Source organism: Brevibacterium sp. S22 (genome assembly GCF_004745485.1).
Classification (GTDB): Bacteria; Actinomycetota; Actinomycetes; order Actinomycetales; family Brevibacteriaceae; genus Brevibacterium.
In genome coordinates, this window is sequence record NZ_RHFG01000013.1 from 65,884 (window position 1) to 91,253 (window position 25,370).

Annotated in this window: 25 protein-coding genes and 1 riboswitch; of the genes, 15 read left to right on the forward strand and 10 right to left on the reverse strand. The window is 65.2% G+C overall.

Features of this window, described 5'->3' with window-relative positions; genetic code table 11:
• Positions 1-166: 166 nt before the first annotated feature.
• Positions 167-934, reverse strand: coding sequence for a type I methionyl aminopeptidase (gene map, locus EB835_RS12000; RefSeq protein ID WP_135809701.1), 768 nt, complete (start codon positions 932-934; stop codon positions 167-169).
• A 414-nt stretch (positions 935-1,348) separates the two neighbouring features.
• Here map and EB835_RS12005 point away from each other — a divergent pair, with 414 nt between their 5' ends.
• Positions 1,349-1,579, forward strand: coding sequence for a hypothetical protein (locus EB835_RS12005; RefSeq protein ID WP_135809702.1), 231 nt, complete (start codon positions 1,349-1,351; stop codon positions 1,577-1,579).
• 34 nt (positions 1,580-1,613) lie between these two features.
• On the opposite strand, the gene EB835_RS12010 is transcribed toward EB835_RS12005, so the two are convergent.
• From EB835_RS12010 to EB835_RS12020, 3 genes are all read right to left on the reverse strand, one after another.
• On the reverse strand, positions 1,614-1,838 hold the full coding sequence (locus EB835_RS12010) for a PLD nuclease N-terminal domain-containing protein (RefSeq protein WP_135809703.1): 225 nt from the start codon (positions 1,836-1,838) through the stop codon (positions 1,614-1,616).
• A 198-nt stretch (positions 1,839-2,036) separates the two neighbouring features.
• Positions 2,037-3,572 (reverse strand): L-piperidine-6-carboxylate dehydrogenase, encoded by a 1,536-nt coding sequence (locus EB835_RS12015; RefSeq protein ID WP_205749931.1) that lies wholly within the window; start codon positions 3,570-3,572, stop codon positions 2,037-2,039.
• A gap of 94 nt (positions 3,573-3,666) precedes the next feature.
• Positions 3,667-4,890 (reverse strand): NAD(P)/FAD-dependent oxidoreductase, encoded by a 1,224-nt coding sequence (locus EB835_RS12020; protein WP_135809705.1) that lies wholly within the window; start codon positions 4,888-4,890, stop codon positions 3,667-3,669.
• A gap of 180 nt (positions 4,891-5,070) precedes the next feature.
• On the opposite strand from EB835_RS12020, the gene EB835_RS12025 reads away from it, so the two are divergent.
• The 4 genes from EB835_RS12025 to EB835_RS12040 all read left to right on the forward strand — a co-directional run bounded on the left by EB835_RS12025 (position 5,071) and on the right by EB835_RS12040 (position 7,581).
• Positions 5,071-5,946 (forward strand): LysR family transcriptional regulator, encoded by an 876-nt coding sequence (locus EB835_RS12025; protein WP_135809706.1) that lies wholly within the window; start codon positions 5,071-5,073, stop codon positions 5,944-5,946.
• A gap of 42 nt (positions 5,947-5,988) precedes the next feature.
• The gene (locus tag EB835_RS12030) at positions 5,989-6,591 is read left to right on the forward strand and encodes a class I SAM-dependent methyltransferase (protein ID WP_135809707.1); all 603 of its coding nucleotides are present in this window, start codon (positions 5,989-5,991) and stop codon (positions 6,589-6,591) included.
• Between the two features lie 75 nt (positions 6,592-6,666).
• Positions 6,667-6,987 (forward strand): putative quinol monooxygenase, encoded by a 321-nt coding sequence (locus EB835_RS12035; RefSeq protein ID WP_135809708.1) that lies wholly within the window; start codon positions 6,667-6,669, stop codon positions 6,985-6,987.
• Between the two features lie 51 nt (positions 6,988-7,038).
• Entirely contained in the window at positions 7,039-7,581 is a 543-nt protein-coding gene (locus EB835_RS12040; RefSeq protein ID WP_135809709.1) for a hypothetical protein, read from the forward strand.
• 40 nt (positions 7,582-7,621) lie between these two features.
• Here the strand turns inward: EB835_RS12040 and EB835_RS12045 are convergent, their stop codons facing one another.
• From EB835_RS12045 to EB835_RS12065, 5 genes are all read right to left on the reverse strand, one after another.
• Positions 7,622-8,467, reverse strand: a complete 846-nt coding sequence (locus tag EB835_RS12045; protein WP_240688713.1) for an energy-coupling factor transporter transmembrane component T family protein — start codon at positions 8,465-8,467, stop codon at positions 7,622-7,624.
• Entirely contained in the window at positions 8,460-10,049 is a 1,590-nt protein-coding gene (locus EB835_RS12050) for an ABC transporter ATP-binding protein (protein ID WP_135809711.1), read from the reverse strand. The genes EB835_RS12045 and EB835_RS12050 overlap by 8 nt, the downstream gene beginning before the upstream one ends.
• Complete coding sequence (locus tag EB835_RS12055) at positions 10,049-10,672, reverse strand: ECF transporter S component (protein WP_135809712.1); 624 nt, start codon at positions 10,670-10,672, stop codon at positions 10,049-10,051. Before EB835_RS12055 ends, EB835_RS12050 begins: the two co-directional genes overlap by 1 nt.
• Positions 10,673-10,693: 21 nt before the next feature.
• Positions 10,694-10,802, reverse strand: a riboswitch (TPP riboswitch).
• Between the two features lie 66 nt (positions 10,803-10,868).
• Entirely contained in the window at positions 10,869-11,786 is a 918-nt protein-coding gene (locus tag EB835_RS12060; protein ID WP_135809713.1) for a universal stress protein, read from the reverse strand.
• A gap of 158 nt (positions 11,787-11,944) precedes the next feature.
• Positions 11,945-12,484, reverse strand: a complete 540-nt coding sequence (locus EB835_RS12065; RefSeq protein ID WP_135809714.1) for a DUF4916 domain-containing protein — start codon at positions 12,482-12,484, stop codon at positions 11,945-11,947.
• Positions 12,485-12,678: 194 nt separating this feature from the next.
• Between EB835_RS12065 and EB835_RS12070 the strand changes: the two genes are divergently transcribed.
• The 10 genes from EB835_RS12070 (at position 12,679) to proC (ending at position 24,398) form a co-directional block, all read left to right on the forward strand.
• A complete protein-coding gene (locus EB835_RS12070; protein ID WP_135809715.1) occupies positions 12,679-14,175 on the forward strand; it encodes an MmgE/PrpD family protein in 1,497 nt (498 codons plus the stop codon).
• Positions 14,175-15,080 carry a methylisocitrate lyase gene (gene prpB, locus EB835_RS12075; protein ID WP_135809716.1) on the forward strand — a complete coding sequence of 302 codons (906 nt, stop codon included), beginning with the start codon at positions 14,175-14,177 and terminating at the stop codon, positions 15,078-15,080. Before EB835_RS12070 ends, prpB begins: the two co-directional genes overlap by 1 nt.
• Positions 15,077-16,198: a bifunctional 2-methylcitrate synthase/citrate synthase gene (locus EB835_RS12080; protein ID WP_135809717.1), complete on the forward strand. Its 1,122-nt coding sequence runs from the start codon at positions 15,077-15,079 to the stop codon at positions 16,196-16,198. The genes prpB and EB835_RS12080 overlap by 4 nt, the downstream gene beginning before the upstream one ends.
• A gap of 22 nt (positions 16,199-16,220) precedes the next feature.
• Complete coding sequence (locus EB835_RS12085) at positions 16,221-17,015, forward strand: enoyl-CoA hydratase/isomerase family protein (RefSeq protein ID WP_135809718.1); 795 nt, start codon at positions 16,221-16,223, stop codon at positions 17,013-17,015.
• A 42-nt stretch (positions 17,016-17,057) separates the two neighbouring features.
• Complete coding sequence (locus EB835_RS12090) at positions 17,058-18,035, forward strand: Ppx/GppA phosphatase family protein (RefSeq protein WP_135809719.1); 978 nt, start codon at positions 17,058-17,060, stop codon at positions 18,033-18,035.
• A gap of 178 nt (positions 18,036-18,213) precedes the next feature.
• Complete coding sequence (locus EB835_RS12095; protein ID WP_135809720.1) at positions 18,214-19,932, forward strand: glycerol-3-phosphate dehydrogenase/oxidase; 1,719 nt, start codon at positions 18,214-18,216, stop codon at positions 19,930-19,932.
• A 132-nt stretch (positions 19,933-20,064) separates the two neighbouring features.
• Positions 20,065-20,787, forward strand: a complete 723-nt coding sequence (locus EB835_RS12100) for an MIP/aquaporin family protein (RefSeq protein WP_135809721.1) — start codon at positions 20,065-20,067, stop codon at positions 20,785-20,787.
• Between the two features lie 38 nt (positions 20,788-20,825).
• Entirely contained in the window at positions 20,826-22,358 is a 1,533-nt protein-coding gene (gene glpK / locus EB835_RS12105; protein ID WP_135809722.1) for a glycerol kinase GlpK, read from the forward strand.
• 95 nt (positions 22,359-22,453) lie between these two features.
• Complete coding sequence (locus tag EB835_RS12110) at positions 22,454-23,455, forward strand: sugar phosphate isomerase/epimerase family protein (RefSeq protein ID WP_135809723.1); 1,002 nt, start codon at positions 22,454-22,456, stop codon at positions 23,453-23,455.
• Positions 23,456-23,561: 106 nt separating this feature from the next.
• Positions 23,562-24,398: a pyrroline-5-carboxylate reductase gene (proC, locus tag EB835_RS12115; RefSeq protein ID WP_135809724.1), complete on the forward strand. Its 837-nt coding sequence runs from the start codon at positions 23,562-23,564 to the stop codon at positions 24,396-24,398.
• 15 nt (positions 24,399-24,413) lie between these two features.
• On the opposite strand, the gene EB835_RS12120 is transcribed toward proC, so the two are convergent.
• Positions 24,414-25,295 (reverse strand): helix-turn-helix transcriptional regulator, encoded by an 882-nt coding sequence (locus EB835_RS12120; RefSeq protein ID WP_135809725.1) that lies wholly within the window; start codon positions 25,293-25,295, stop codon positions 24,414-24,416.
• Between the last annotated feature and the right edge of the window lie 75 nt (positions 25,296-25,370).

The window sequence follows — 25,370 nt, forward strand, 5'->3', positions numbered from 1 at the left end:
ACCGCAATTCTGGCACGAGCCGCTGACACAGAGGGCCGATCACAGTCGTCCCCGGTCTGAACGACTCGGCCGATGCATCACACGGGGAAGGGGAGCAGCCGCGAAGGCAGAGGGCGCCCGACGATCTGTTCGTCGGACGCCCAATGACAGCTGTGCGGCAGCCAGCTCAGTCGAGCGCGGTGAGGACTCGGGGACCATCCTCGGTGATGGCGATCGTGTTCTCCGAATGCGCGCCGTTCGAACCGTCGGCCAGACGCAGGGTCCAACCGTCCTTGTCGACGGTGAGCTTCTTCGAGGTGAACGACCACCAGGGCTCTATGGCCAGGGTCAGGCCCGGCTTGAGGACGAGCCCGCGACCACCCTTGCCGCGGTTGGGCACGTGCGGATCCTCGTGCATCGTGTGCCCGAGTCCGTGCCCGCCGAAGTCGAGATTGACCGGGATCCGCTGAGCGTCGGCGACGTCACCGATGGCCTTCGAGATGTCGCCGAGGCGGTTGCCCGCCTGAGCGGCGTCGGTGCCGGCTTCCAGCCCGGCCCAGGTGGAGTCGATGAGTCGCTGGTCCTCGTCGCTTCCGTCGCCGACGACGACGGAGCGGGCGGCGTCGGCGACCCAGCCGTCGATGGACACGGCGAAGTCGAGGGTGAGCAGGTCGCCGTCTTTCATCACATAACTGTGCGGTTTGCCGTGGAGGACTCCGTCATTGACTGAGAGGCAGATGACGTTGCGGAAGGGGCCCGAACCGAAGGACGGAGCGTAGTCCCAGTAGCAGGACTTCGCGCCGCCATCCTCGATGAGCTTCCTGGCGGTCTTCTCCAGGTGCATGATGTCCATGCCCGGCTCTGCGATCGAGGTCAGCTCGGCCAAGGTCTTGGCGACGAAACGGCCGGTCACCGCCATCTTGTCGATCTCGGCAGGCGTCTTCAGCTCAATCACAGGGGCCTCCTCAGGCGATGCGCAGGGTTCGTATCGATTTTAGTCCCTGGCCGCAGCTCCGCTGCATCCGCACCCGAATTTGCGGACTCTTCGACTGCCGCAGCCGACGTTCTGCAACGATCCGGCTCAGGCAGTGGCCGGCCTCGGACGGTGCACCGGCTCGGGCGGAAACCCACTCAGGCGGAAACCCACTCAGGCGCGAGTCGTCTCGGGCAGTGGCCGGCCTCGGGCGGCCACTGGCCTCAGGTCACGCGAATCTCGAAAAAGTCGTCGCCGGCGGCGCGAATTTCGAGTTTCGCGTTACCTGAGAGGAGGGTCGCTCCGGATGGCGGCTCATCGTGCTGCCTGCGCGGAGAACTGGCGTGCGAGCAAGGAGTCTTGTGCCCGGCTGTCTTGGAACGTAGGGTGCCGGGCATGAGAGACATCATCTTGGCGTTCAGTGTGGGGATTGCTTTTGCGACCGTTGTGCCCATAGGGGTCGAGGACCTCCAGTCAGGCGGCCCTTGGATCCTCACGCTCATCGTCTTTCCCGTCTTCTCGCTGCTCTGCCTCGCTTTCGTCCTCCGCGATCACAGAAGACGGTCGTCGTCCGAGGACAGGCGTCTGGACTCCTCAGCGGAGCAGGTCGTCTCCGAACAGCGCTGAGCAGGTCACCGTGGCGTGGTGAGAGCAGAGCACCTCAGCTGAGGCCGCTGTTTTCCTTCTTTGGTCGTGCTGCAAGCCAACAGATCGGCCCGATGAGAGGGAGAAGGAAGACGATGATCACCCACGCGAGCTTTGCGGGGGCCTCCATGCCTGATCTGGCGATGCTGATGAGCGTCCAGACGAGCAGGGCGATCATCAACAGGACCACGCCCGACCAGACGATGTCGTAGGCGGCGGGCAGCAGCGGATTCTCACTCATACGCCCAAACTACCTTGTCTCCTCCCGCGCGACCCGCTCGATCAAGGGTTCGCTCGAAAATGTCGTCGTAGACGGTTCGGTATTCGAGCGAACCCTTGAACGACGCGGTAGGTGGCTGGCGGAGTCGCCTCGAGCCGCAGGAGCGGCCGGGTCGCAGTGAGCGTAGTGGGTGAACCGGGCCGAAACGGCCAGGGGCGGTCAGAGGAATTCGACGCCCTGGGCCAGAGGAAGCTCGCCGGAGTAGTTGATCGTGTTCGTTGCCGGTCGCATATAGGCTTTCCACGAATCCGAACCCGACTCGCGTCCGCCGCCGGTCTCCTTCTCACCGCCGAACGCGCCGCCGATCTCCGCGCCCGAGGTGCCGATGTTGACGTTGGCGATGCCGCAGTCTGACCTGGACAGGAACCGTTCCGATTCGGCCAGCTCGGAGGTGAAGATCGCCGAGGACAGACCCTGCGGCACCCCGTTGTGGATCTCGAGTGCCTCGTCGAGGTCCGAATAGGTCACGACGTAGAGGATCGGGGCGAAGGTCTCATCCTTCATCACCGCCGTCTGTCCGGGCATGCGCACCACGGCCGGTTCGACATAGTGAGCGTCCGGGCGTTCGTCGGCCAGCACCCGGCCGCCGCCGCAGAGGACCTCGCCGCCCTCGGCTTCGGCCTGCTTGAGCGCCGACTGCATCGCCTCATACGATCCCTCGTTGATGAGCGGTCCCACTAGCACCTCGTCATCGGTCGGGGACCCGATGCTCAACGTCTTATATGCCGCGACGATGCGATCGACGAAGTCATCGGCGATGGACTCATGCACAATGAGCCGTCGCAGAGTCGTGCAGCGCTGACCGGCGGTGCCGGCGGCGGCGAAGACCACTCCGCGTAGGGCCAGATCGATGTCCGCACTCGGGGCTACGATCGCGGCATTGTTGCCGCCGAGCTCGAGCAGGATCTTGCCGAATCGCTCGGCCACGACCGGCCCGACCTCGCGCCCCATCCGCCCCGACCCGGTCGCCGAGACCAATGCCACTCGTTCATCCCGGACCATGACATCGCCGATGTCGCGACCGCCGATGAGGACGGGTGCGAGGTTCTCCGGGGCACCCACCTCGGCGGCGGCACGGGCCAGCAGTGATTGTGCCCCGAGCGCGGCGAGCACGGCGTTCTCCGACGGCTTCCACACCACCGCATCACCGGCGACCAAGGCCAGGGCGGTGTTCCAGGAATACACGGCCACGGGGAAGTTGAACGCCGAGATCACCCCGACGACGCCGAGGGGATGCCACGTCTCCATGAGCCGGTGACCGGGGCGTTCGCTGGGCATGGTCTTGCCCCACAGCTGCCGGGACTGACCGAGCGCGAATTCGCAGATGTCGATCATCTCCTGCACTTCACCGGCCGCTTCCGAGGGAGTCTTGCCGGCTTCGACGGTGATGATCTTCGCCAGATCCTCCTTGTGCTCGCCGAGCAGCTGTCCCCACCGCTGTACCAGCTGGCCGCGCACGGGAGCGGGCACGTCCCGCCAGGCCTCGAACGCCTGTTGAGCGGCAGCGATCTTCGCCGAGGCAGTATCCGCCGTGTCCGCGGCGATCGTGCCGAGGTCCTGACCGGTGATGGGGGAGCGGGCAGGCAAGCTCGCCGAGGCGGCCGACCCCTCAACCACGGATGTGTCCACCCCGCAGGCGTTCAGTCCCGCGGTGAGGAGTTCGGTGATGGTCTGGTCGGTGGGCAGTGCGGTCATGGTGATCCTTTCGTCGACTGCTGCGTCGATTGGCTGTTCAGCCGTTCGGTGGTGATCTGGGGAGGTCGGGTGGGCGAGGGTGATTGCGTGCTGGTCAGACCACGTTGAGTTCCTTGCGAAGACCGGTGGTCGCGAAGCGGCGTTTGTCCATCGTGCTCACGTCGACGAACGGCTCGCGGCCGGTCATGAGGTCGGCGACGACCTCGCCGACTGCCGGACCCATGAGGAAGCCGTGCCCGGAGAACCCGCAGGCGTAGAAGAATCCGGGAAGTTCTTCTGCCTCGCCGATGAGCGCATTGTGATCAGGCGTCATCTCGTACAGTCCGGCCCAGCCGCGCTTTGCCTCGACATCGCCGAGTTCCGGGGTGCGCGCCTCGATGTGTTCGGCCAGGGTGGCCAGCCAGTTCGGGTCGCGTTTGTCGTTGAAGGACCAGTCGTCTGCCTCGTCGGGGCAGCCGAAGAGCAGTCCGGAGCCTTCGGGGTGGACGTAGTAGCCGGTGGAGAAGTCGATCGTGAAGGGCATCTGCGACGTGTCGAAGTCGACGGGTTCGGAGACCATGATCTCTCGCCTCAAAGGCCTGACCGGCAGGTCGACTCCGGCCAGCTCGCCGATGAGTCCGGACCACGCCCCGGCGGCGGCCACGACTTGTTCACAGGCGATGGTGCCGCGGCTGGTGATCACCGAGGTGGCCCTGGGTCCTGTGTCATCCCCGCTCCCAGAGGGGGAGTCAGTGTCGCCGGTGACCCCGAACCCGGTGACCTCGCAGGACTTGAGCACCCGCACGCCGCGCTTGCGGGCGGCGCTGATGTACCCGGACACGACCGCCTCGGGGGTGCAGTGACCGTCACCGGGGTTGAAGGCTCCGGCCACGAGGCCTTCGGTATTCACGTGCGGGGCGAGTTCGGCCACCTCGGCGACGGTGAGCATCCGCGAATCAAGCCCCATCCGCTGCTGCAGAGCCACATTGGCGGCGAATGCCTCGGCGGATTCGGTCGAGTCGAGGAGGAAGAGGTAGCCGTTGCGGACGAGGCCGATGTCGATGCCGAAGTCGGCCTCGAAGGTTGAGAGCACCTCGAGTCCGCGGGCGGCCAGGGCGATGTTGACCTCATCGGAGAACTGGCAGCGCACACCGCCGGCGGCCTTCGACGTCGAGCCGGAGCCGGGGGTGTCGCGTTCGACGATGACGATGTCCTCGATGCCGCGCTCGGCCAGGTGAAAGGCGATGGACGCACCCATGACGCCGGCGCCGATGATGACGACGGAGGCGGTGGTGGGGAACGTGTCTTCGGCAGTGCTCGGGGTTGACGGGGTTTCCATGAAGCACCTCACTTTCTGCTGCTGCAAGGGACGTCCTCGACCCTCACAGCTGCGGAACATGCCGACAGCGGTGTCGGCGAACTGTGACCTGTCTCCATTGTGGTGGCCCTCACAGTTAAGGACAAGGGAGAGTTTGTGAAAGGTCTGTTTAGAACTCCTAAAAACAGCTACGATGCCTTCATGACCTGGACGCTCGGACAGCTGCGCACCTTCGTCACCGTGGCCGAACTCGGCTCCATGACAAGGGCGGCCGACCACCTCGGCTACAGCGTCGGCGCCGTGTCCCAGCACATCACCGCCTTGCGCAAGGTCGTCGGCTCCGACTTGTTCCTGCGGCGCGGTCGCGGACTCGTCCTCGCCGAGGCCGGACGCACACTGCTGCCTCGGGCCCGCAACATCCTCGCCGCTCAGCAGCAGGCGGAGATGGCGATGCTCGGCCGCGACTTCCGCAGCGAAGCCATCGTCACCCTCGGCGTCTTCGGCTCGGCCTCGACGACGGCGCTGCCGCAGGTGGTGACCGAACTGAAGAAGCGACACCCGGACATCGAGGTTCGGGCGCGCGAGATCGACGTCGAGACGATGTCCGCGGCCGTCATCGACGGTGTCATCGACCTCGGCATCGGAATCAACTACCCAGCCGTACCGCTGCCGCCGATGCGGGGGCTGCGCTGGGAGGCCGTTGCCGCGGAGGACTTCGGCATCGTCGTGCCCGCCGGTCGACCCCGCCCGACCGCGGCTGAGCTCGCCGAGGCCGACTGGATCCTCCCACCGGCTGAGGAGCTCTTCGGTCGCGCGATGCGCTTGGCCACGTCGGCGCTGGGGATCAACGCGAAGGAGACGCACATCGTCACCGACACCGCGGTCGCGCTGGCGCTCGCCGGAACCGGGCTGGGGCTGACCTTGGCGACGCCGATCATGATGTCCTTGGGCGGACCCGACATCGACCTCCATTCCGTCGCCGAGGCGGGTGGCCGAGAGATCATCGTCCTGACCTCCCCTGACCCCAGCGACCCGGTCGGGGCCGTCGCTGAGGTGGTCGCCGAAGTCTTCGCGTGAACGCAGGCTCGTCTGCAGCGAATCTCGGCCTAGGATGAGATCATGAGCTTCGACCATCAGTGGAACAGAGTACGCAGGGCCAATCCCGACCATTCCGCGAATTATGCGCAGCGGTGGCGTGATCTCGCCGCCGCCGGTCACGACATCGGCGGTGAGGCGCGGTTCGTCAATGCCATGGCCCCGCGAGGCTCTCGCATCCTCGATGCCGGCTGCGGAACCGGCCGGGCCGGCGGACTGCTCATCGACGAAGGGCATACGGTCTACGGCGTCGACCTCGACGAATTCCTCATCTCCGTCGCCGAGGAGGACTTCCCCAGTGGTGAATGGCACACCGGCGACCTCGCCGACTTCGACTTCGCCGGTGCCGGGATCAACGAGATCGACGTGGCCTTCTGCGCCGGAAACGTCCTGTCTTTCCTTGACCCCGCCTCCCGTCGGCAGACCCTGGGCAACATCAAATCAACACTCAAACACGGCGGCCGCTTCGTTGCCGGCTTCGGTGCCGGGCGCGGCTACGACTTCGGCGAGTTCATCGACGACGTCAAGGCCACGGGTATGTTCGTCGAGCAGAAGTTCTCGACTTGGGAACTCCGCCCCTTCGACTCCGACAGCGACTTCCTGGTCCTCATCGCCGAAAGGCTGTGAGCGGCTCGAATCGCAGGAGCGTCCGAACTAAGCTGGCACCGAACCCTGAAACCGATCAGCTGAGGAGAATCCACCATGATCTTCATCGTCGTGAAGTATGACGTGAAGCCCGAAAGCGTCGAGCAGTTCCCCGAGGCTGTGCGCGCCTTCACCGAGGCGACCCGCTCCGAACCCGGCAACCTCTTCTTCGAATGGTCGAAGAGCCTGGAGAACCCGAATGAGTTCGTCCTCGTCGAGGCATTCACCGATGACGGTGCCGAGCCGCACGTCAACAGTGATCACTTCGCCGCGGGCCTCGAGGCCATGCGTCCGCACCTGGTCTCGACCCCGAAGATCATCTCCCGCAAGATCGACGGCGAAGGCTGGGACGAGATGGGCGAGCTGAAGATCGACTGATCCGTCTCCAGACCCTTCACCCCTGGTCGACTGAGCTAATAGACTTCAGCCATGGCGACCAGAGCAGCGAACATCGAGTCCATTGAGAAGGCGTTCGGCGAACCGTGGGCCACGACGCGGGGGCGCCTCGAAGACGCGGGCGGGGCATCGGCGAGCCATAAGGAGCTCGCCGATGCTCTCTACCCGCAGTTCGAGGGCGTCGTCGACAAGCACGGCTGGTGGGTCCAAGGCGCGGTCATCGCCTATGAGCAGGAGATCGGCAGACGTGTGCCCGGCCAACGCGCAGACGGCACTTTCGACGTTGCCGTGTCCCGCACCATCGCAGGGGACCGTTCCGAACTCATCGAAGAGTTCGCCTCCCTGATCGACGACACCCTCAACGAGGTGGCTCTCGACGGTGATCCCCGCACCTCCGAGACGGCGAAGCGCTCCTTCTGGAGAGCGAACCTCGAGGGCGGGATCAAGGTCGAAGCCGCCGCCGAGGCGAAATCCGAGGGCAAGACACTCTTCGTCCTCACCACGTCGAAGCTGCCCAGCCCCGAAGCCCTTGAGGAGTGGCGAGCCTTCGGCAAGGACTTTCTCATGCAGCTCTGATCGTCCGGAAGCGGAACATCTCCGACAATCCCGCTTCGTCTCAGCCTATGATCGGGTTCCAGACTCCGAACAGGTGAGCCGCACCGATCGCGAACACGCACACGGACACAGCCGACACCACAACCACGAGATCACGGAATCCGAACGTCGAGCGCCTGCGCCACGTGCGTCCCGGTCGTCCGAAAGACCGCCCCTCCATCGCCATCGCCAGGGTGGTCGCCCGCCGGATCGAGACGACGAGGAGGACGAACACACCGCTGAAGAGACTGTTCGTACGCCGGACCAGCGAACCACCGGCGACACCTCTCGCCCGCCTGGCCATCGACAGGACCTGCCACTCACTGACCAGCAGCCCGAGCAGACGCGACGCCGCCAGGACCGAGACCACGACGACCTCGGGCAGACGCAGATGCTGAACGAGGGCATCGGCCAGATCGCGCGGATCGATCGTCGACGCGAGCACGATGAGCGGAATCGCCAGAGCCAGAGCACGGACGAAGATCGCCGCCGCCGCGGAAAGGGAGCCGGTGGTGAACAGGAGCGGACCGAATTCGACGACCACATCCCCAGTCTTCTCAGCCAGCAGAGCAGTGCCCCAAGCGGCGAGCAGAGCACCCGCCGGGAGGAACCACAGCCTCCTGGCTGCGGCCGCCAGATCGAGGCCCGTGGCCGGCAGAGCCAGCAATGACGCGAGCAGCACGACTCCGGCAGAGACCAGATCGATGCTCAGCAGTGTGCCGAACATGAGGATGAGGGCCACCCCGATCTTCGTCAGCGGATTGCACCGAGCCACAGCAGTGGAGCGCACGACGGGGATGAGCTGGCCCGGATCCTGCACGGAAACCTCGGGGGAGGGGCGAGTGCGCTGATCGAGACTCTCACTCACTGCGATCACCGGCACTGACACGGTCATCCGGTTGGCAGTCGGCGACTCGTTCTGCACTGCTGCGGTCTCCGAGTTCGAGGAGATCGGCGCCGATGGCTTCAAGGAACGAATGATCATGACTGACAGCGACTACAGCGGATCCGTAGTCCAAGGCATCGCGGAACATCTCCACCAGCCCCGCCCACGTCAGGGCATCCTGACCGAACGTCGGTTCATCGACGATGAGCACTCGTGGTCGGGGAGCCAACATCGCCGCCACTGACAAGCGACGCTTCTCACCGCCGGACAGGCTCTGCGGATGCGCGTGCGCCAACCTGGTGAGACCGAGACCCCCGAGCAGTTCCGCCACCCTTGCCTGCGCCTCCGCGGCCGACCACCCGGCCAGCCGCGGACCCAGTTCGAGTTCGGCCGCCACGCTCGAAGTGAGGAACTGGTGTGCCGGTTCCTGGAAGACCATGCCGATGCGCGCCGCCAACTGCTTCGAGGGCCAGGCGAACGGACGGGTCCGCTTGGCACCTTCCCGCAGCGCCGCCTCGGCGAGGACCTGCCCGGAGAACTCGGGCAGCAGCCCTGCCAAGGTCAGAGCCGTGGTCGACTTGCCGGCCCCGTTCGCTCCGACGAGTCCCAGCGCCTGACCGGACCGCAGGCTCAGGCTCAGGTCCGACGCGGCGGGGGTGCGCATGCGCGGACGAGCAGCACTGAGCTGATCGGTGCGCAGCAGAACCTCGCCGAGGCGGCCCGAGCGGCCGCCCTCAATCGGACTGCCAGACAGGGGCCCCACTTGGTGTGCCGCCGACCGCGGGGGCGGAGGAGCCGAGAGGCCGCCTCGGCGCGGGGCGGGGGAGTCCTGCGGCATCCAGATGCCGCAGTCGATGAGCGTGTCGGTCAGCTCCGGATCGGTGAACAGCTGTCCGGGCGGGCCTTGGGCGACGATGCCGTCGCGGCCGAGCACGATGACCTGATCGACATGATCGATCCACAGCTCCACCCGGTGTTCGACGACGAGCATGGTCGCCGTGGTCTCAGCCTGCACGGTGAGCACGGCGTCACGGACCTCGGTCGCCGAGGCGGGATCGATATTGGCGGTGGGCTCGTCGAGGACGATGACATCCGGAGCCATCGCATGGATTCCGGCCAGCGCCAGCCGCTGCTTCTGCCCACCTGAGAGGGCCGCGCTCGGATGCTCCGGCGGCAGATCGAGTCCCAGCGCCCGCAGGGAGGAGGGGATCCGGGCCTCGACGACCTCTGCCGGGAGCCCGAGGTTCTCCATTCCGAACGCCACATCGTCGCCGATGCGGGAGAAGATCACCTGCGAATCGGGATCCTGAAGGACCAGCCCGGTGCTGCCTCGGCGAGGATCCGGCGCCTCGCCGCCGACGAGGAGTTCACCTGCAGGCTCACCGGATTCCTCGGGAAGGACTCCGGCGACGGCGTGGAGGAACGTCGATTTCCCTGCCCCGGAGGCGCCGAGCAGCAGCACCCTCTCGCCGGCGGCGATCTGCAGATCGAGCGGACCGACGGCCGGTTCGTCACGGTCGGCGTGCGTCCACGAATACCCGCATGCGGTGATCGGCAGAGCCATCAGCGCAGACGGCCGGAGGCGAAGGAGCTCAGCGCTCCGGTGGCCGCGATCGCCCGGTAGGCGAACCACGCGCCGATTCCGGAGATGACGAGACCAGAGACGATCGCGCAGACGGCATAGATCGCCTGGAAGCCGAACTGCCATTCGGCGTTGTACATGATGTTCTCGCTCACGGCCATGAACGCGGCCGCGAGCATTCCCGAGGCCGCGGTGACCCACAGGGTGAAGCGTCTGTAGCCGAAGGCGGCGAAGACGAGCTCGGCCCCGAGGCCCTGCAGCAGGCCCGACAGCAGCACGGTCGCTCCGAAGTGGGAACCCAGGACGGCTTCGACGATGGCGGCGATGAGCTCGCACAGGAGGGCGGCACCGGGTTTGCGGATGATGGCTGCGGCCAGCGGTCCCGCGAGCACCCAGAGGCCGGCGATGAGGCCGATCGAGGGTGGGAACGCCTGGAACGCGAGTTCGAGGACCTTCCAGCTCAGAGCCAACACCCAGAACACGAGCCCGACGGCGATGCCGAGCACGGCGGTGGTGACGTAGTCGACCACCCGCCACTGTTTGGACTTCGGCGCCGAGGTGAAGGCGCGCGCGGAGGTGGTCTTCGGCGTGGTGGTTTTCGGCATTGTGCCTCCTCATGCAAGGAGGGGTGAAGAGTCTCGACTTCCTTCGGCGGTGCTAACCGCATCAGGTTCGAGGGTCTGCAGCTTCTTCTGCACTCTCAGCGCCCCTGACGGCGCTCCCCTGTCGTAGCCACCACTGTACAACAGAGGAGCGCGGGGGCGACCGCTCAATGGAGACGAACGCGGTGCCGGCCGCTGATCAGCTCGGAACCACCATGACCGGGCCCTCGGCGTGGTTGAGGACTCCGCGCGAGACGGATCCCAGCAGAGCGCTGCGGATCCGTCCGCGCCCGCGGGTGCCCATCACCGTCAGCTGCGCACGCGAGCTGATCTCGACGAGGGTCTCGGTGGGGTCGCCGACCGGCACCGAGGTGGTCACCGTCAGATCCGGGAACTGCTCGGCCAGCGTTTCGGCCTCCTTCTCCAGCCCGTCGGTCAGCTGTTTCTGACGACGTGCGGTGACCTCGGAGCTGAGTTCGAGGTCCGGGTACCAGTACAGCCATTCCTCACCGGCCGGCAACACCGCGACGAGCTCGAGGTCCGCCCCTCGCACAGCCGCCTCAGCGGCAGCCGTGAACATGGCGACCCGACCGGCGTCCGAGCCGTCGACGGCGACGACCACCGGACCCTCGGCGCCGGGTTCCGAGGGCGACCGTTCGGGGACGACGATCGTCGGGCAGTTCGCGTGAGCCGGCAGAGCCGTGGACACGGATCCGAGGACGCGGCCCATGAAACCGCCGCGGCCGCGGGCACCGACGATGACGACCTCGGCGTTGGCACTGAGCGTGACGAGCGCACCGGCAGAGTTGCCGGGCACCGTGCGGAAGGACTTCTCACCGGGGTGTTCGCGCAGAAGTTCGACCGCCTCGGCGAGAGTCTTCTCTGCGTTCTTCTTCGCCTTGTCATCCTCGGGTTCGCTGGGGATGGAGGCCATATTCGGGTAGATCATCGTCGGCAGCTCATAGGCGGTGACGGCGGTGAGAACGGTTCTGCGGCGTTCGGCCTCGATCACGCCGTAACGGACAGCCTGGGCAGCGAGTTCGGAGCCGTCGAAGCCGACGAGGACGCCGAGTTCGAGGTTCAGGCCGGATTCGGACGAACTGGATTGAGCAGACATCTCGCACCTCTCGATCGGGGCCTGTCCAACCCAGACGCAGACGACGGCCCCGACTGGCGGTATCGTCTGCGCCGCCTTCAGTCTACCAACAGACTTCTACGGGAGGTAGAAATGCGTGTTCGGTGAGAACCTTCATCTCACCTGAACGAGTCTGGACCTCAGACGCGGAAGCCCAGATGAGCCAAGGCGATACGCAGGATATGGTCCTGGCCGTAGCAGAGCTCGCCGACGATATCGGGACGCAGAGTCTCCTCGGGAGTCAGCCAGTCGAGGCTGAGCGCATCGGCGCGCGGGGTGCACTCGCCGCGGACCTCGAGGATGAAGCACATGGAGATCGCATGCTGCCTCGGGTCGTGGAGCAGGGACGAGCCTTCGGTGGGGAAGTACTCGGCGATGTGGAACGGCGAGATCGCCGGAGGGATGACCGGCAGCGCCATCGGGCCGAGGTCATTCTCGGCATGACGCATCAGCGCGGTGCGGATTGTCTCGTGGAAGCGGATCCGCCCGCCCACGACCTCCCGTCCGAGGGTCCCGTCCTCGAGGCTGCGCAGCAGCAGGCCGATGCGCTCGACATTGCCCGTCTCGCCCACCCGCACAGGGATGGCGTTGACATAGGGGATCGGCATGCGTCTGCGCAGGCGTGCGTACTCTGCGTCGTCGAACCAGTTCTCATCGAAGTCCAGGGCAGTCCGGGTCATGACCCAATATTCCCACAACCTCACTCGCAGCAGAAGTGTCCGGACACCCAGTTGGTGAACCAGAACACGCATCGGGTAAAGTATCTTGATGTCGAGATAAATTTTCGACCGGCAGAGACCTGCCGAGTGACGTGGCCTACAGTTGTGTCAGCACTATGTGACCATTTCCGGTCAAGGACTATGAAGGGGTATCCATGATCAATCATGAAGTCCGCACCTACAAGAGCTCAGAGAACCTGGCTCGTGAAGATCAGCTCGCATGGAAGATCGCCGAGGTCGCATCCGACCCGACGCCGGTCGATTCCGATGTCACTGAGATGGTCATCAACCGCGTCATCGACAACGCTGCCGTCGCCGCGGCATCCGTGCGCCGCTCCGCTCCGACCCACGCCCGTGAGCAGGCCCAGACCCACCCGTTCAATCCCGGTGCCAACATCTTCGGCCTGCCGGTCGGTGACCGCTTCTCCCCGGAATGGGCCGCTTGGGCCAACGGCGTGGCCGTGCGCGAACTCGACTTCCATGACACCTTCCTCGCCGCCGAGTACTCGCACCCCGGTGACAACATCCCGGCCGTGCTCGCCGTCGCCCAACACAAGGGCATCGGCGGTGCGGACCTCATCAACGGCATCGCCACCGGATATGAGGTCCAGGTCGACCTCGTCAAGGGAATGTGCCTGCACGAGCATAAGATCGACCACGTCGCCCACCTCGGCCCCTCGGCCGCGGCCGGCATCGGTGCGCTGCTGCACCTGCCCACCGAAATCACCTTCCAGGCTGTCCAGCAGGCCCTGCACGTGACCACCGCGACCCGTCAGTCGCGCAAGGGTGAGATCTCTTCCTGGAAGGCCCATGCCCCGGCCTTCGCCGGCAAGATGGCCGTCGAATCCGTCGACCGTGCGATGCGCGGCGAGGGTGCACCGAATCCGATCTACGAAGGTGAGGACGGCTTCATCGCCTGGATCCTCTCCGGTCCCGAAGCCCGCTACACCATCCCGCTGCCGGGCAAGGGCGAATCGAAGCGCGCGATCCTCGACACCTACACCAAGGAGCACTCGGCCGAATACCAGGCCCAGGCGCTCATCGACCTCGCCCGCAAGCTCGGTGGACAGATCGAGGACCTGTCGAAGATCAAGCGCGTCGTCATCCACACCTCGCACCACACCCACTACGTCATCGGCACCGGTGCCAACGATCCGCAGAAGATGGATCCTGGGGCCAGCCGCGAGACCCTCGACCACTCGATCATGTACATCTTCGCCGTGGCGATGCAGGACCAGGGCTGGCACCACGAACACTCCTATGCTCCCGAGCGTGCCGGCCGTCCCGACACCGTCGAGCTGTGGCACAAGATCGAGACCACTGAGGATCCCGAGTGGACCCGCCGCTACCACTCGATCGACCCGAACGAGAAGGCCTTCGGCGGACGTGTGGAGATCGAGTTCGAGGACGGTTCGACCCTGGTCGATGAGATCGCCGTCGCCGACGCCCACCCCTTCGGTGCGCGTCCCTTCGCCCGTGCGAACTACATCGAGAAGTTCAAGACCCTGGCCGAGGGCATCGTCTCCGACTCGGAACAGGCTCGCTTCATCGACCTCGCCGAGAACCTCGAGAGCCTCGACGCCGAGGGCGTGGGCGAACTCAGCTTCACAGTCGACGGACTCGAGCACAGCGGATCGAAGGGCATCTTCTGATGCTCGGCGCACAGGCAACCCCTGCCGAGCGCCGCGCGAAGTTCCGCGAGCTGCTCGCAGGCGATGAGATCCTCCAATTCCCCGGGGCCATCAACCCGATCAATGCTCAGATCATCGAGCAGACCGGATTCGAAGGCGTCTACATCTCCGGCGGAGCGTTCTCCGCGGCCATGGGCCTGCCCGACATCGGGCTGACGACGCTCACCGAGGTGGCCGACCACGGACGCAATATCGCCCGGGTGACGAACCTGCCGACCTTCATCGACGCCGACACCGGATGGGGCGAGGCCATGAACGTGGCCCGCACCATCCAGGAGTTCGAGGACGCCGGAATCTCGGGCATGCACTTGGAAGACCAGGTCAACCCGAAGCGCTGCGGCCACCTCGACGGCAAGGAGGTCGTGACTGCGGCCGAGATGTCCAAGCGCATCAAGGCCGCCGTCAAGGGCCGCCGGGACGAGAACTTCGTCATCTGCGCCCGCACCGACTCCCGCGCAGGCGAAGGCCTCGACGCCGCCATCGACCGGGCGAAGGCCTACGCCGATGCCGGTGCGGACATGATCTTCCCCGAAGCGATGCGAGATCTCGGAGAGTTCGAGAGATTCGCGTCCAGCGTCGATGTGCCGATCCTGGCGAACATGACGGAGTTCGGAAAGAGCGAACTGTTCACCACCGAGCAGTTGGCGAATGTCGGAGTCAAGCTTGTGATCTACCCGGTCACGACTCTGCGCATCGCCATGGGTGCGATCAAATCGGGCCTGCAGACCATTCGGGACAAGGGCACTCAGGTGGACCTGCTCGAGGGCATGCAGACCCGTGCGGACCTGTATGACACGATCGACTACGCGGCATACAACGAGTTTGACGCCGCAGTCTTCAACTTCTCACAGGAGGGTCACCAGTGACCGAAGAAATCAAGAAGGGCCTCGCCGGTGTCGTGGTCGACACCACCGCAGTGTCCAAAGTGGTCCAGGAGACCAACTCGCTGACCTACCGCGGCTATCCCGTACAGGAGCTCGCCGCCAAGCGCAGCTTCGAGGATGTCGCCTACCTCATCTGGAACGGCGAGCTGCCCACCGAGTCGCAGCTGAAGGAGTTCCAGGAGCGTGAGCGCGCTCAGCGTGCCATCGACGACAAGCTCGTCCAGCTCATTCTCGACCTGCCCAAGGACTGCCACCCGATGCACGTCGTGCAGACGGCTGTGGCCTACCTGGGTGCCGTCGACCCTGAGGCCGACACCGAGGGCGCTGAGGCGAACCTGGCCAAGGCCGAGCGCCTCTACGCCCAGCTGCCGACGATCGTGGCCATCGACCACCGTCGCCGACACGGCCTCGATCCCGTCGCCCCGACGAAGGACCTCGGCTACGCCGCGAACTTCTTCAAGATGGTCTTCGACGAAGTGCCTGCCGAGGAGGTCGTGCGCTGCTTCGACGTGTCGATGATCCTCTACGCCGAGCACTCGTTCAATGCCTCGACTTTCACCGGTCGTGTCATCACTTCGACCACCTCGGACCTGTACTCGGCTGTCGCCGGTGCCGTCGGTGCGCTCAAGGGCCCTCTGCACGGCGGCGCGAACGAAGCCGTCATGGCGATGCTCGAAGAGGTCGGCACCGCCGACAAGGCTTCGGCCTGGATCGACGATGCGCTGGCCAAGAAGGCGAAGATCATGGGCTTCGGCCACCGCGTGTACAAGAACGGCGATTCGCGAGTTCCCACCATGCGCAAGGCCTTCGAAGACATGGTCGCGGCCAAGGGTGCGAACGATCTGCTCGATCTCTACAACGCCTTCGAAGAGGACTTCGTCGGGCGCAAGGGCATCTACCCGAACCTCGACTATCCCTCGGGCCCGGCCTACCATCTCATGGGCTTCGACACCGAGCAGTTCACCCCGATCTTCGTCATGGCCCGCATCACCGGTTGGACCGCTCACATCTTCGAGCAGCAGGCGAACAACGCCTTGATCCGTCCGCTGAGCGCCTACGACGGCGAAGACCAGCGCGAGGTTCCCGACAACCGCGGCTGACCTCTCGAAAGGCAGAACACATATGGGACCTGACGGTTCGTACCGTCCGGTCGATCTCGAGGGTTTCGACTTCACCGTCACCGGTGGAGTCGGAACCCTCGTCATCGATCGGACCGAAAAACGCAATGCGATCTCGCGTGCCATGTGGCGGGCGCTGCCGGAGATCATCGCGAACGTCGACGCCGATGATTCGATCGGGGCGCTTGTGATCACCGGGGCCGGTGGGCATTTCTCCGCCGGTTCGGACATCGCCGACCTCAACGTTCCGCTCGCCGATTTCTGGGCACTCAATTCCACCGCCGAGGCGGCCCTGGCGAACTCGCGGACACCGACGATCGCAGCCATCACAGGCAATTGCGTGGGCGGGGGAACGGAGATCGCGGCAGCCTGCGATATCCGCATCGCCGCCCCCGGTTCGATCTTCGGCGTCACCGCAGCCAAGCTCGGACTCGTCTACCCGGCCGGACCCACGCAGCGTCTGGCTCAGATCCTCGGCGATGCCTGGGCGAGATATCTGCTGATCACGGCCTCGATCGTGAAGTTCGAGAAGATGGCCGAACTCGGCTTCTTCCACGAGATCTCCGAGACTCCGCTGGAGTCCGCGCAGGCTCTGGGAGAGCGGATCGTGGGACTGTCCCGACTGAGCCAGGTCGGGGCCAAAGCGGTCCTCGACGGTGATCTGGCTGAGGGCACGGAGCCGCCTCGGTGGCTCGATGATGCCTACCGGGCCGAGATCGCCCACGGTCAGGAAGCGTTCTTCGCTAAAGAGTCGCCGGAATTCGGCTTCACCAAATCTGCGTGGCACAACGGTGCCTAGGTTCGTCGGCGCGGAGTCCGGCAGAGAGGATAAACTGGGCGAATGCGCCTAGCAGTCCTCGACATCGGCTCCAACAGCGTCCACCTCCTGGTCGTCGACGCTCACGTCGGAGCACCGCCCCTGCCGGCCACCTCGCACAAGGAGGTGCTCCGCCTCGCCGAATACCTCAGCGACGACGGAACGATCGACGCAGAAGGTCAGGAACGGCTGCGTTCCTTCATCACCGACGCCGTCGAGATCGCCGAAGACCAAGGGGCGGAACAGATCCTCGCCTTCGCCACCTCGGCGGTCAGGGAGGCTCCGAACGGGATCGGACTCATCGATTCGATCAACGCTCAGCTCGGGGTCACGCTGAACGTGATGTCCGGCCGTGACGAGGCCCGAGTGACATTCCTCGCCGCCCGCCGCTGGTTCGGGTGGTCGGCCGGAAAGATCTTACTGCTCGACATCGGCGGCGGCTCACTGGAGATCGCGGCAGGTCAGGACGAGTACCCACAGGCGGCTGTGTCTGTTCCGCTCGGCGCCGGACGCACGTATTCGGACTTCCTGCCGGACCCGATGCCCACGGAAGAGGACATCCACAGACTGCGCAAGCATGCCCGAGCACAGATCGGACGCATCGCCGGCGAGATCAACCGAGTTGGCGTCCCCGATCAGGTCGTCGGTTCGTCGAAGACCTTCCGTTCCCTGGCCCGAATCGCCGGAGCGGCCCCGAGCGGAGACGGAATCTATGCGCCCCGGAAGCTCTTCCGCCGCGATCTCGACGGCATCATCGACACTCTCGCCTCCCGCACCCCCGAGGAGCGGGCGACCCTGCCCGGCGTCTCCGAAGCCCGTGCCGGCCAGGTGCTGGCAGGGGCGATCGTCGCCGAGGCGGCCTTCACGATCTTCGACGTGGGCGTCATGAGCATCTCCCCATGGGCGCTGCGCGAAGGCATCATCATGCGCAAGCTCGATCTGCTCGACTCGGCCGAGCAGTCCTCGGCGATGCGCGTCGAGCCCGTCGCCGCCCTCGATTGAGTCTTCGCCGGAGGTGGCTCAGGAGCTTCTCCCGGCACAGCTGAGTCTTCTGCGCGTCTGTCGGTCGGTATCGGAATTCAGGTTCGCCTGCTAGTTTTTGATTAGTCGCCGAGGCGGCACCGCACGTGCCGACACCGGCTGAAGCCCGATACTTCTGACAGAAAGCACGAACCTGCTGATGCGAAATGGTGAGCTGTCCCCGAACTTCCGTGACCAGGCACTGGAGACTCTGAAGAAGACGAGCGCGGCCGACCCGCTCGACGTCTTCGTCGTCGGCGGGGGAGTGACCGGAGCAGGATCGGCCTTCGACGCAGCCACCCGTGGACTCAAGGTCGGTGTCGTCGACGCGAAGGACTGGGCGTCGGGAACCTCCTCCCGGTCCTCGAAGCTGATGCACGGCGGACTGCGCTACCTCGAGATGCTCGACTTCAAACTCGTCGCCGAGGCACTGAAGGAACGCGACCTGCTGCTCCAGCACACCGCACCCCACCTCGTCGAACCCGTCGCTTTCGTGTTCCCCTTCGAACATCGCCTCATCGACCGCGCATTCATCGGCTCCGGTGTGCTCCTCTACGACACGATGGCCACCCGGCCCGGTCGCAAACGCGCCGTGCCGATGCACCGCCATCTGGGGAAGAAGGCACTGAGCGCCCACTTCCCGGGATTGGCCGACGACGCCGCGGTCGGTGCCCTCGAATACTACGATGCGAAGGTCGACGACGCCCGCTTCGTCATGACTCTGGTCCGCTCGGCCGTCAGCTACGGCGCCGCTGCCGCCAATCACGTCTCCGTCATCGGCTACCTCCACGACGGCGACCAGGTCGCCGGCGTCCGTGCCCGGGACGAGATCAGCGGCGAAGAATTCGACATCCACGCCCGCCGCACCATCCTCGCCGGAGGCGTCTGGACCGAAGAGCAGCAGGACCTGGCGAAGGCCGACGCCGGACTCAAGGTGCTCGCCTCCAAGGGCGTGCACATCACCGTGGCCGAAGACAAGATCAAGGCCGACCCCAATACCGGAATCATCTCGAAGACGGAGAAATCGGTGCTCTTCGTCATCCCCTGGGAGGGGTATTGGGTCATCGGCACCACTGACACCCCGTGGAACGAAGACGTCGATGCACCGGTGGCGACTTCGCAGGACATCGACTACCTGCTCGAACACGCCAACGACATCCTCGCCGACAAGCTCACCCGCGACGACGTCATCGGCGTCTACTCCGGTCTGCGCCCGCTGCTGCAGCCGGTCGTCAAGGAAGGGCAGGCCTCGACGAAGGTCTCGCGCGAACACACCGTGATGGAGGTCGAACCCGCTCTGGCCGCGATCGCCGGAGGCAAGTTCACCACCTACCGAGTGATGGCCGAAGACGCTGTCGACTTCGTCCTCGGCGACGATGCGAAGGACCGCCGGTCCCTGACGGAATCGGTGCCGCTGCTCGGTGCACAGGGAGTGGGAGCGCTGCGGCGCGGCGAGTCAGGGATCGCGGAGAAGTACGGATGGGACGAAGAGCGCGTCAAAAGGCTCATCCGGCGCTACGGCACCCTCATCGAGGATCTGCTCGACCTCGTCGACGAGGACCCCGAGCTCGGTCAGCCGCTCGAAGGCGCCGAACGCTACCTGCGCGTCGAAGCCCACTACGCGGCGGCTGCGGAAGGGGCCGTCCACCTCGGCGACATCCTGGAGCGGCGGATGCGGCTGAACTACGAGTCCCGAGACAGGGGGAAGAACGCCGCCGAGGCGGTCGCTGCCATCGTCGCCCCCGTCCTCGGATGGGACGCCGAGCATGAGGCGGCCGAGGTCGAGAAGTTCAACGCCCACGTCGATGCCCAGGTCGCGGCCGAGTCCACGGAGGACGACGCCTCGGCGGCGGCTCTGGTCGGGGCGACTCTCCACTGAACCGTTCACAACGATGTGCGGGACCACAACCGAATACCGATAATCGAATATCGACCGGCACCGGAGCACTCTCCGGGTCGACCATCGACCGGAACACCCACCGGAAAGACAAACAATAGGAGTTTGTGAGATATGGGCACTATCTTCCTCTATGAGATCGCCGGTACGGCGATGCTCATGCTGCTCGGCGTCGGCGTCGTCGCCAATGTCGTCCTCGGCAAGACCAAAGGCAATGGGGGCGGCTGGCTGCTGATCTCCTTCGGCTGGGGACTCGCTGTCTTCGCCGGTGTCTACGTCGCCTACAAGACCGGTGCACACCTCAACCCCGCCGTGACGTTCGGCATCCTCACCAGCGGAGCGAGCGAATACGCCGAGGGCATCCCCGTCAACTTCGTCAACACGGTGGCCTACCTCGCCGCCGAACTCATCGGTGCGATGATCGGTGCCTTCCTCGCCTGGGCCGTGTACAAGAAGCACTACGACGAAGAGAAGGACGCCGGGAACATCCTCGGCACCTTCTCCACCGGACCGGAGATCCGCTCCTATGGGTGGAACTTCGTCACCGAGGTCGTGGCCACCTTCGTGCTCGTCATCGTCATCCTCCTGTTCGGAGGAACACCGGACAGGCTCGGACCGCTGGCAGTCGCACTGATCGTCGTCGCCATCGGCGCCTCCTTAGGCGGACCGACCGGCTATGCCATCAACCCGGCTCGTGACCTCGGACCTCGTATCATGCATGCGCTGCTGCCGATCCCGAACAAGGGCAGCTCCGACTGGGCATATTCGTGGGTTCCGGTCTTCGGCCCGCTCGTCGGTGCTGTGCTCGCCGGCGTGGTCTCGCGAGCATTCATCTGAGTACGATCACCAAGAACCACTTCGACACAGGAGTCAGAATGAGTCAGGAAAAGTTCATCCTCGCCATCGATCAGGGCACCACCTCGTCGCGGGCGATCGTCTTCAACCATGACGGCCAGATCGTCTCGTCCGGTCAGCTCGAACACGAGCAGATCTTCCCCCGCGCCGGCTGGGTCGAACACGACCCGGTCGAGATCATCCAGAACACGAACGAAGCGATCGGCCAAGCGTTGGCGCGCGCGAACATCAACCGCCACCAGCTCGAGGGCGTGGGCATCACGAATCAGCGTGAGACCACCGTCATCTGGAACAAGAAGACCGGTGAGCCCGTCTACAATGCCATCGTGTGGCAAGACGCCCGCACCCAGAAGGTCTGCGACGAACTCGCAGGCGATGAAGGGCCGGATAAGTACAAGGACCGGGTGGGTCTGCCCCTGGCCACGTACTTCGCCGGTCCGAAGGCCAAATGGATCTTCGACAACGTCGACGGAGTCAAGGAGGCCGCTGCATCCGGGGACCTCCTCTTCGGCACCATGGACACCTGGGTGATCTGGAACCTCACCGGCGGAGTCAACGGCGGAATCCACGTCACCGACGTCACGAACGCCTCACGCACGATGCTGATGAACATCGACACCCTCGACTGGAATGCCGACATCGCCGCAGATATGGGCATCCCCATCGAGATGCTGCCGGAGATCAAGTCCTGTTCGGAGGTCTACGGATACGGGGCGAAGAACGGTCTGATCATCGACACCCCGATCTGCGGCATCCTCGGCGATCAGCAGGCGGCGACCTTCGGGCAGGCCTGCTTCGAGAAGGGGCAGGCGAAGAACACCTACGGTACGGGCAACTTCATGCTCATCAACACCGGCAATGAGCCGGTGGCCAGCAAGAACGGCCTGCTCACGACCGTGGCCTACAAGATCGGCGAGGACGAAGCGGTCTACGCTCTCGAAGGGTCGGTGGCCGTGACCGGTTCGCTCGTGCAGTGGCTGCGCGACAACTTCGGAATCATCAACGACGCTCCCGAGGTCGAGACCCTGGCCAAACAGGTCGATGACAACGGCGGCTGCTATATCGTGCCCGCGTTCTCCGGACTCTTCGCTCCGCACTGGGAGTCCGATGCCCGCGGAGTGATGGTGGGTCTGACTCGGTACGTGAACAAGAACCACATCGCCCGTGCGGCGCTGGAGTCCGTGGCCTTCCAGTCACGGGAGGTCCTCGACTCGATGAACCTCGACTCCGGTGTCGAGCTCACCGAGCTCAAGGTCGACGGAGGCATGGTCGCGAACGAGACGCTCATGCAGTTCCAAGCCGACCTCCTCGGCGTGCCTGTCATCCGTCCCGAGGTCATCGAGACCACGGCTCTGGGCGCGGCCTATGCGGCCGGCATCGCCGTGAAGTTCTGGAACGGCGAGGAAGACGTGAAGGGCAACTGGCGCGAGGACAAGCGCTGGAACCCGTCGATGGACGACGAGACGGTTGACCGTCTCTACCGTCTCTGGAACAAGGCCGTGGACCGGTCGAAGGGCTGGGTGGACGAGGACACCGAAGCCCTCTCCGGCTAAATTACTACCCGACGGCGGCTCAGCAACCTCGCGCGGGGTTGCTGAGCCGCCGTCAGGTAGTTCTGGGGCGGGGAGGTCGCGTTAGACTGGAATGGATGAGCAAGAAGTCGAAGTCCCAGCGGAAGGTGTTGACCACCAAGAACTCTGCGCGCTCGAATTCGAAGCGCAACAAGGAGTACTTCGACAGTCACGACGTCTATGAGAAGGACGCTCATCACGTCTCCGACAACCGGATCAGACTCGGCCTCTCCAGCTCCTCCGTCTCACCCATGACCGTCGAGGAGACCTTCGCCCAAGCCGCCAAACACGGCTACGACGGTGTCGAGATCATGGTCACGCACAACGCCGAGACCCGCGACGTCGACCTGATCAACGGACTCGCCCGTGACACCGGTCTCGACGTCCTGTCCCTGCACGCGCCGACCCTGCTGTTCCTGCCCCGCGTGCTGCACAAAGACCATTGGGAGAAGCTGCGGATCACCGCGAACCTCGCCAAAGAGGTCAACGCCGACACCGTCGTCCTCCATCCGCCGTTCCGGTGGCAGGGTGAGTACGCCTTCGGCTTCGTCGACGGCGTCCGACAGGTCGCTCACGAGTCCGGGGTGGCCCTGGCCGTGGAGAACATGTACCCCTGGCGCGCCGGCCTGCGTGAGATCCAGGTCTACTATCCCGACTGGAACCCCCTGGACGAGGACTACGACGACCTCACCTTCGACTTCTCCCATGCCTCCACAGCAGGAATGAACGCGCTGGAGACGGTGGATGAGATCTTCGACAAACTCCGCCATGTCCACCTCACCGACGGCGCCGGCTCGCTCAAAGACGAACACCTCGTTCCGGGTGAAGGCACAATGCCTGTGGCCGAGACCCTGCAATACCTCGCCAAGCACAATTGGCAGGGCGACGTCGTCGTCGAAGTCAACACCCGATTCGTGCGCAGACCCTCGGTCCGCGAGAAGATGCTCGCCGACTCCATCGCCTTCGCCCGTGAACACCTCGGCCTCGAAGAGGATGGTGCTCGGCGCAATGCCCACAGCCACACTCGCACCACCGAACACAAGACCGCGCGGTCCGGAGAAGACGGAGCCGACAGCTGAGCCTGCGTCCGAACGCGACATCGCAGGTCTCGCACATCAGCTTCGGACAGGCACGCACGGACACACACCGACCACTGCATCCCAAACCTCGAAAGGCTGGAGCACTTTGACCACCATCGCCTCCATCGGAACCGGCAACATGGGCACGGCCCTGATCCAGGGAATCCTCACCGCCGACGCAGGCATCACCGTCCGCGCGACCACGAGTTCGACCGCCTCGGCGCAGCGACTGCGCAATGAGCTGCCGACCGCCACGGTCACTTCGGCGGAGGACGATGCCGACGCGAACCGCAAGGCCGCGGCCGGAGTCGATTTCGTCTTCCTCGGTGTGAAGCCGTGGATGATGGCCGAGACCCTGCGCGAACTCGCCGATGATCTCGATCCGAGCTCAGTGCTCGTGTCCATGGCCGCCGGCGTCGCAGCCGCGGACCTTGCGGAGCTCGCCCCCGAGAACCCGATCGTGCGGATCATGCCGAACATGCCGAGCGCCATCGGCCACGGCGTCATCGCGTTGGCCCCCACCGCCGAGGTGAGCGCCGCCAGCGTGGACACACTGAAGTCCCTGCTGTCGGGCGCCGGGCTGGTCGTCGATCTCGAAGAATCCCAGATCCCGGCCATGACCGGAATCTCCGGGTCCGGCGTCGCGTACTTCTTCCTCCTCGCCGAGGCGATGATCGCCGCCGGCGTCAAGCAGGGACTGAGCGAGGACGCTGCCCGCCGGATGGTCTTGGCCACGGCCGACGGCGCCGGCCGGCTGCTGACCGAGAAACCCGATCCTGCCGCTCAGCGTCAGGCTGTGAGCAGCAAGGGCGGGACGACTCTGGCCGGTCTCCAGCAGTTCCTCGATTCCGGGATCTTCGATATCGCCGAGGCGGCCGCGCAGGCGGCCGCGGACCGTTCCGTGGAAATGGAACAGGAGAACTCCGAGGTCATCAACGGCTGAGTCGGGAGCCCCTGCTCAAGGGAGCACGTGGGACGAGCGGGCGATCGACACGGCCTCATGTCGGGTCCGTGCAGAGAGCTTGACCATCGCCGTATTGAGATAGGACTTCACCGTCGACTCACGCAGAGACAGTGCCTCTGCGATGCGCGCGTTCGGCCACCCCAGCGCGACATGCGAGAGGATGTCGGTCTCCCTCGGCGACAGTCGCACTGCGGGCACCGGCGTCTGGAAGTTCTCCGGATTGTGTCCGGAGAGGATATCGGCCAGTCGCGATTCGATTCCGGTGAGCTTCTCCCGGGTCTCCTCATCGACGATGCCGGAGCGGACGGCCCGCAGCTCTGCATAGGTGTGCCGCAGAGCCTCGCGACCCGAGGGATCCAGGTCCGGGTAGAGCGGTTCGTCCTTGACCGGGCCGCGGCGTTCCTGCCGGTAGCCGAGTCGCGCGAGATCGACTGACAGCTGGCGCACTCGCCTGACGAGGTCTCCTGTCTGCGTCGCCGCGGCGTTGTAGTCCGCGCGGTGGCCGCAGTAGACCATGCCGGTGACCTCGCCGCCGTGCAGGGTGGGGACGGCGACGAGGACCCGGATTCCCTCACCGAGCACTTCCTCGTCGTAGTGGTGAGTGATGAGAGGGTCGATCTCGTAGTCACGAGTCAGCTGAGGGGTGCCCTCGGTCATCGCTCGTCCACCGAGACCCCGTCCGGTGCTGACGATGAGGGAGGAGAGCAGGTCCTTGTCGGCACCGGCAACGGCCTCGACCGAGACCGAATCATCTTCGACCATGCCTCCGAAGACGACATCGCCCGTGCCGCTCTGATGCAGGGAGTCGACGGCTTCGACGAACAGGCGACGGGTCTCGACCTTGAGGGCCCGCGTTTCCTTGGCGTGCGCATTCATGTGAATAAGCTACCAACTTTCGGTGGTATTCCCTAGCGCATGCTGAACGTTACCTTTGGGTCATGTGATTCAGGA

What these genes read in the sequence shown, in the direction of transcription:
- EB835_RS12090 (WP_135809719.1), top strand. Translation starts at nt 17,058, where the DNA reads ATGCGCCTAGCAGTCCTCGACATCGGCTCCAACAGCGTCCACCTCCTG.
- EB835_RS12025 (WP_135809706.1), top strand. Translation starts at nt 5,071, where the DNA reads ATGACCTGGACGCTCGGACAGCTGCGCACCTTCGTCACCGTGGCCGAA.
- EB835_RS12040 (WP_135809709.1), top strand. Translation starts at nt 7,039, where the DNA reads ATGGCGACCAGAGCAGCGAACATCGAGTCCATTGAGAAGGCGTTCGGC.
- prpB (WP_135809716.1), top strand. Translation starts at nt 14,175, where the DNA reads ATGCTCGGCGCACAGGCAACCCCTGCCGAGCGCCGCGCGAAGTTCCGC.
- EB835_RS12035 (WP_135809708.1), top strand. Translation starts at nt 6,667, where the DNA reads ATGATCTTCATCGTCGTGAAGTATGACGTGAAGCCCGAAAGCGTCGAG.
- EB835_RS12110 (WP_135809723.1), top strand. Translation starts at nt 22,454, where the DNA reads ATGAGCAAGAAGTCGAAGTCCCAGCGGAAGGTGTTGACCACCAAGAAC.
- EB835_RS12005 (WP_135809702.1), top strand. Translation starts at nt 1,349, where the DNA reads ATGAGAGACATCATCTTGGCGTTCAGTGTGGGGATTGCTTTTGCGACC.
- EB835_RS12050 (WP_135809711.1), bottom strand. Translation starts at nt 10,049, where the DNA reads ATGGCTCTGCCGATCACCGCATGCGGGTATTCGTGGACGCACGCCGAC.
- EB835_RS12015 (WP_205749931.1), bottom strand. Translation starts at nt 3,572, where the DNA reads ATGACCGCACTGCCCACCGACCAGACCATCACCGAACTCCTCACCGCG.
- EB835_RS12030 (WP_135809707.1), top strand. Translation starts at nt 5,989, where the DNA reads ATGAGCTTCGACCATCAGTGGAACAGAGTACGCAGGGCCAATCCCGAC.
- EB835_RS12010 (WP_135809703.1), bottom strand. Translation starts at nt 1,838, where the DNA reads ATGAGTGAGAATCCGCTGCTGCCCGCCGCCTACGACATCGTCTGGTCG.
- EB835_RS12065 (WP_135809714.1), bottom strand. Translation starts at nt 12,484, where the DNA reads ATGACCCGGACTGCCCTGGACTTCGATGAGAACTGGTTCGACGACGCA.
- EB835_RS12060 (WP_135809713.1), bottom strand. Translation starts at nt 11,786, where the DNA reads ATGTCTGCTCAATCCAGTTCGTCCGAATCCGGCCTGAACCTCGAACTC.
- EB835_RS12020 (WP_135809705.1), bottom strand. Translation starts at nt 4,890, where the DNA reads ATGGAAACCCCGTCAACCCCGAGCACTGCCGAAGACACGTTCCCCACC.
- EB835_RS12085 (WP_135809718.1), top strand. Translation starts at nt 16,221, where the DNA reads ATGGGACCTGACGGTTCGTACCGTCCGGTCGATCTCGAGGGTTTCGAC.
- glpK (WP_135809722.1), top strand. Translation starts at nt 20,826, where the DNA reads ATGAGTCAGGAAAAGTTCATCCTCGCCATCGATCAGGGCACCACCTCG.
- EB835_RS12120 (WP_135809725.1), bottom strand. Translation starts at nt 25,295, where the DNA reads ATGAATGCGCACGCCAAGGAAACGCGGGCCCTCAAGGTCGAGACCCGT.
- EB835_RS12100 (WP_135809721.1), top strand. Translation starts at nt 20,065, where the DNA reads ATGGGCACTATCTTCCTCTATGAGATCGCCGGTACGGCGATGCTCATG.
- EB835_RS12055 (WP_135809712.1), bottom strand. Translation starts at nt 10,672, where the DNA reads ATGCCGAAAACCACCACGCCGAAGACCACCTCCGCGCGCGCCTTCACC.
- EB835_RS12070 (WP_135809715.1), top strand. Translation starts at nt 12,679, where the DNA reads ATGATCAATCATGAAGTCCGCACCTACAAGAGCTCAGAGAACCTGGCT.
- EB835_RS12095 (WP_135809720.1), top strand. Translation starts at nt 18,214, where the DNA reads ATGCGAAATGGTGAGCTGTCCCCGAACTTCCGTGACCAGGCACTGGAG.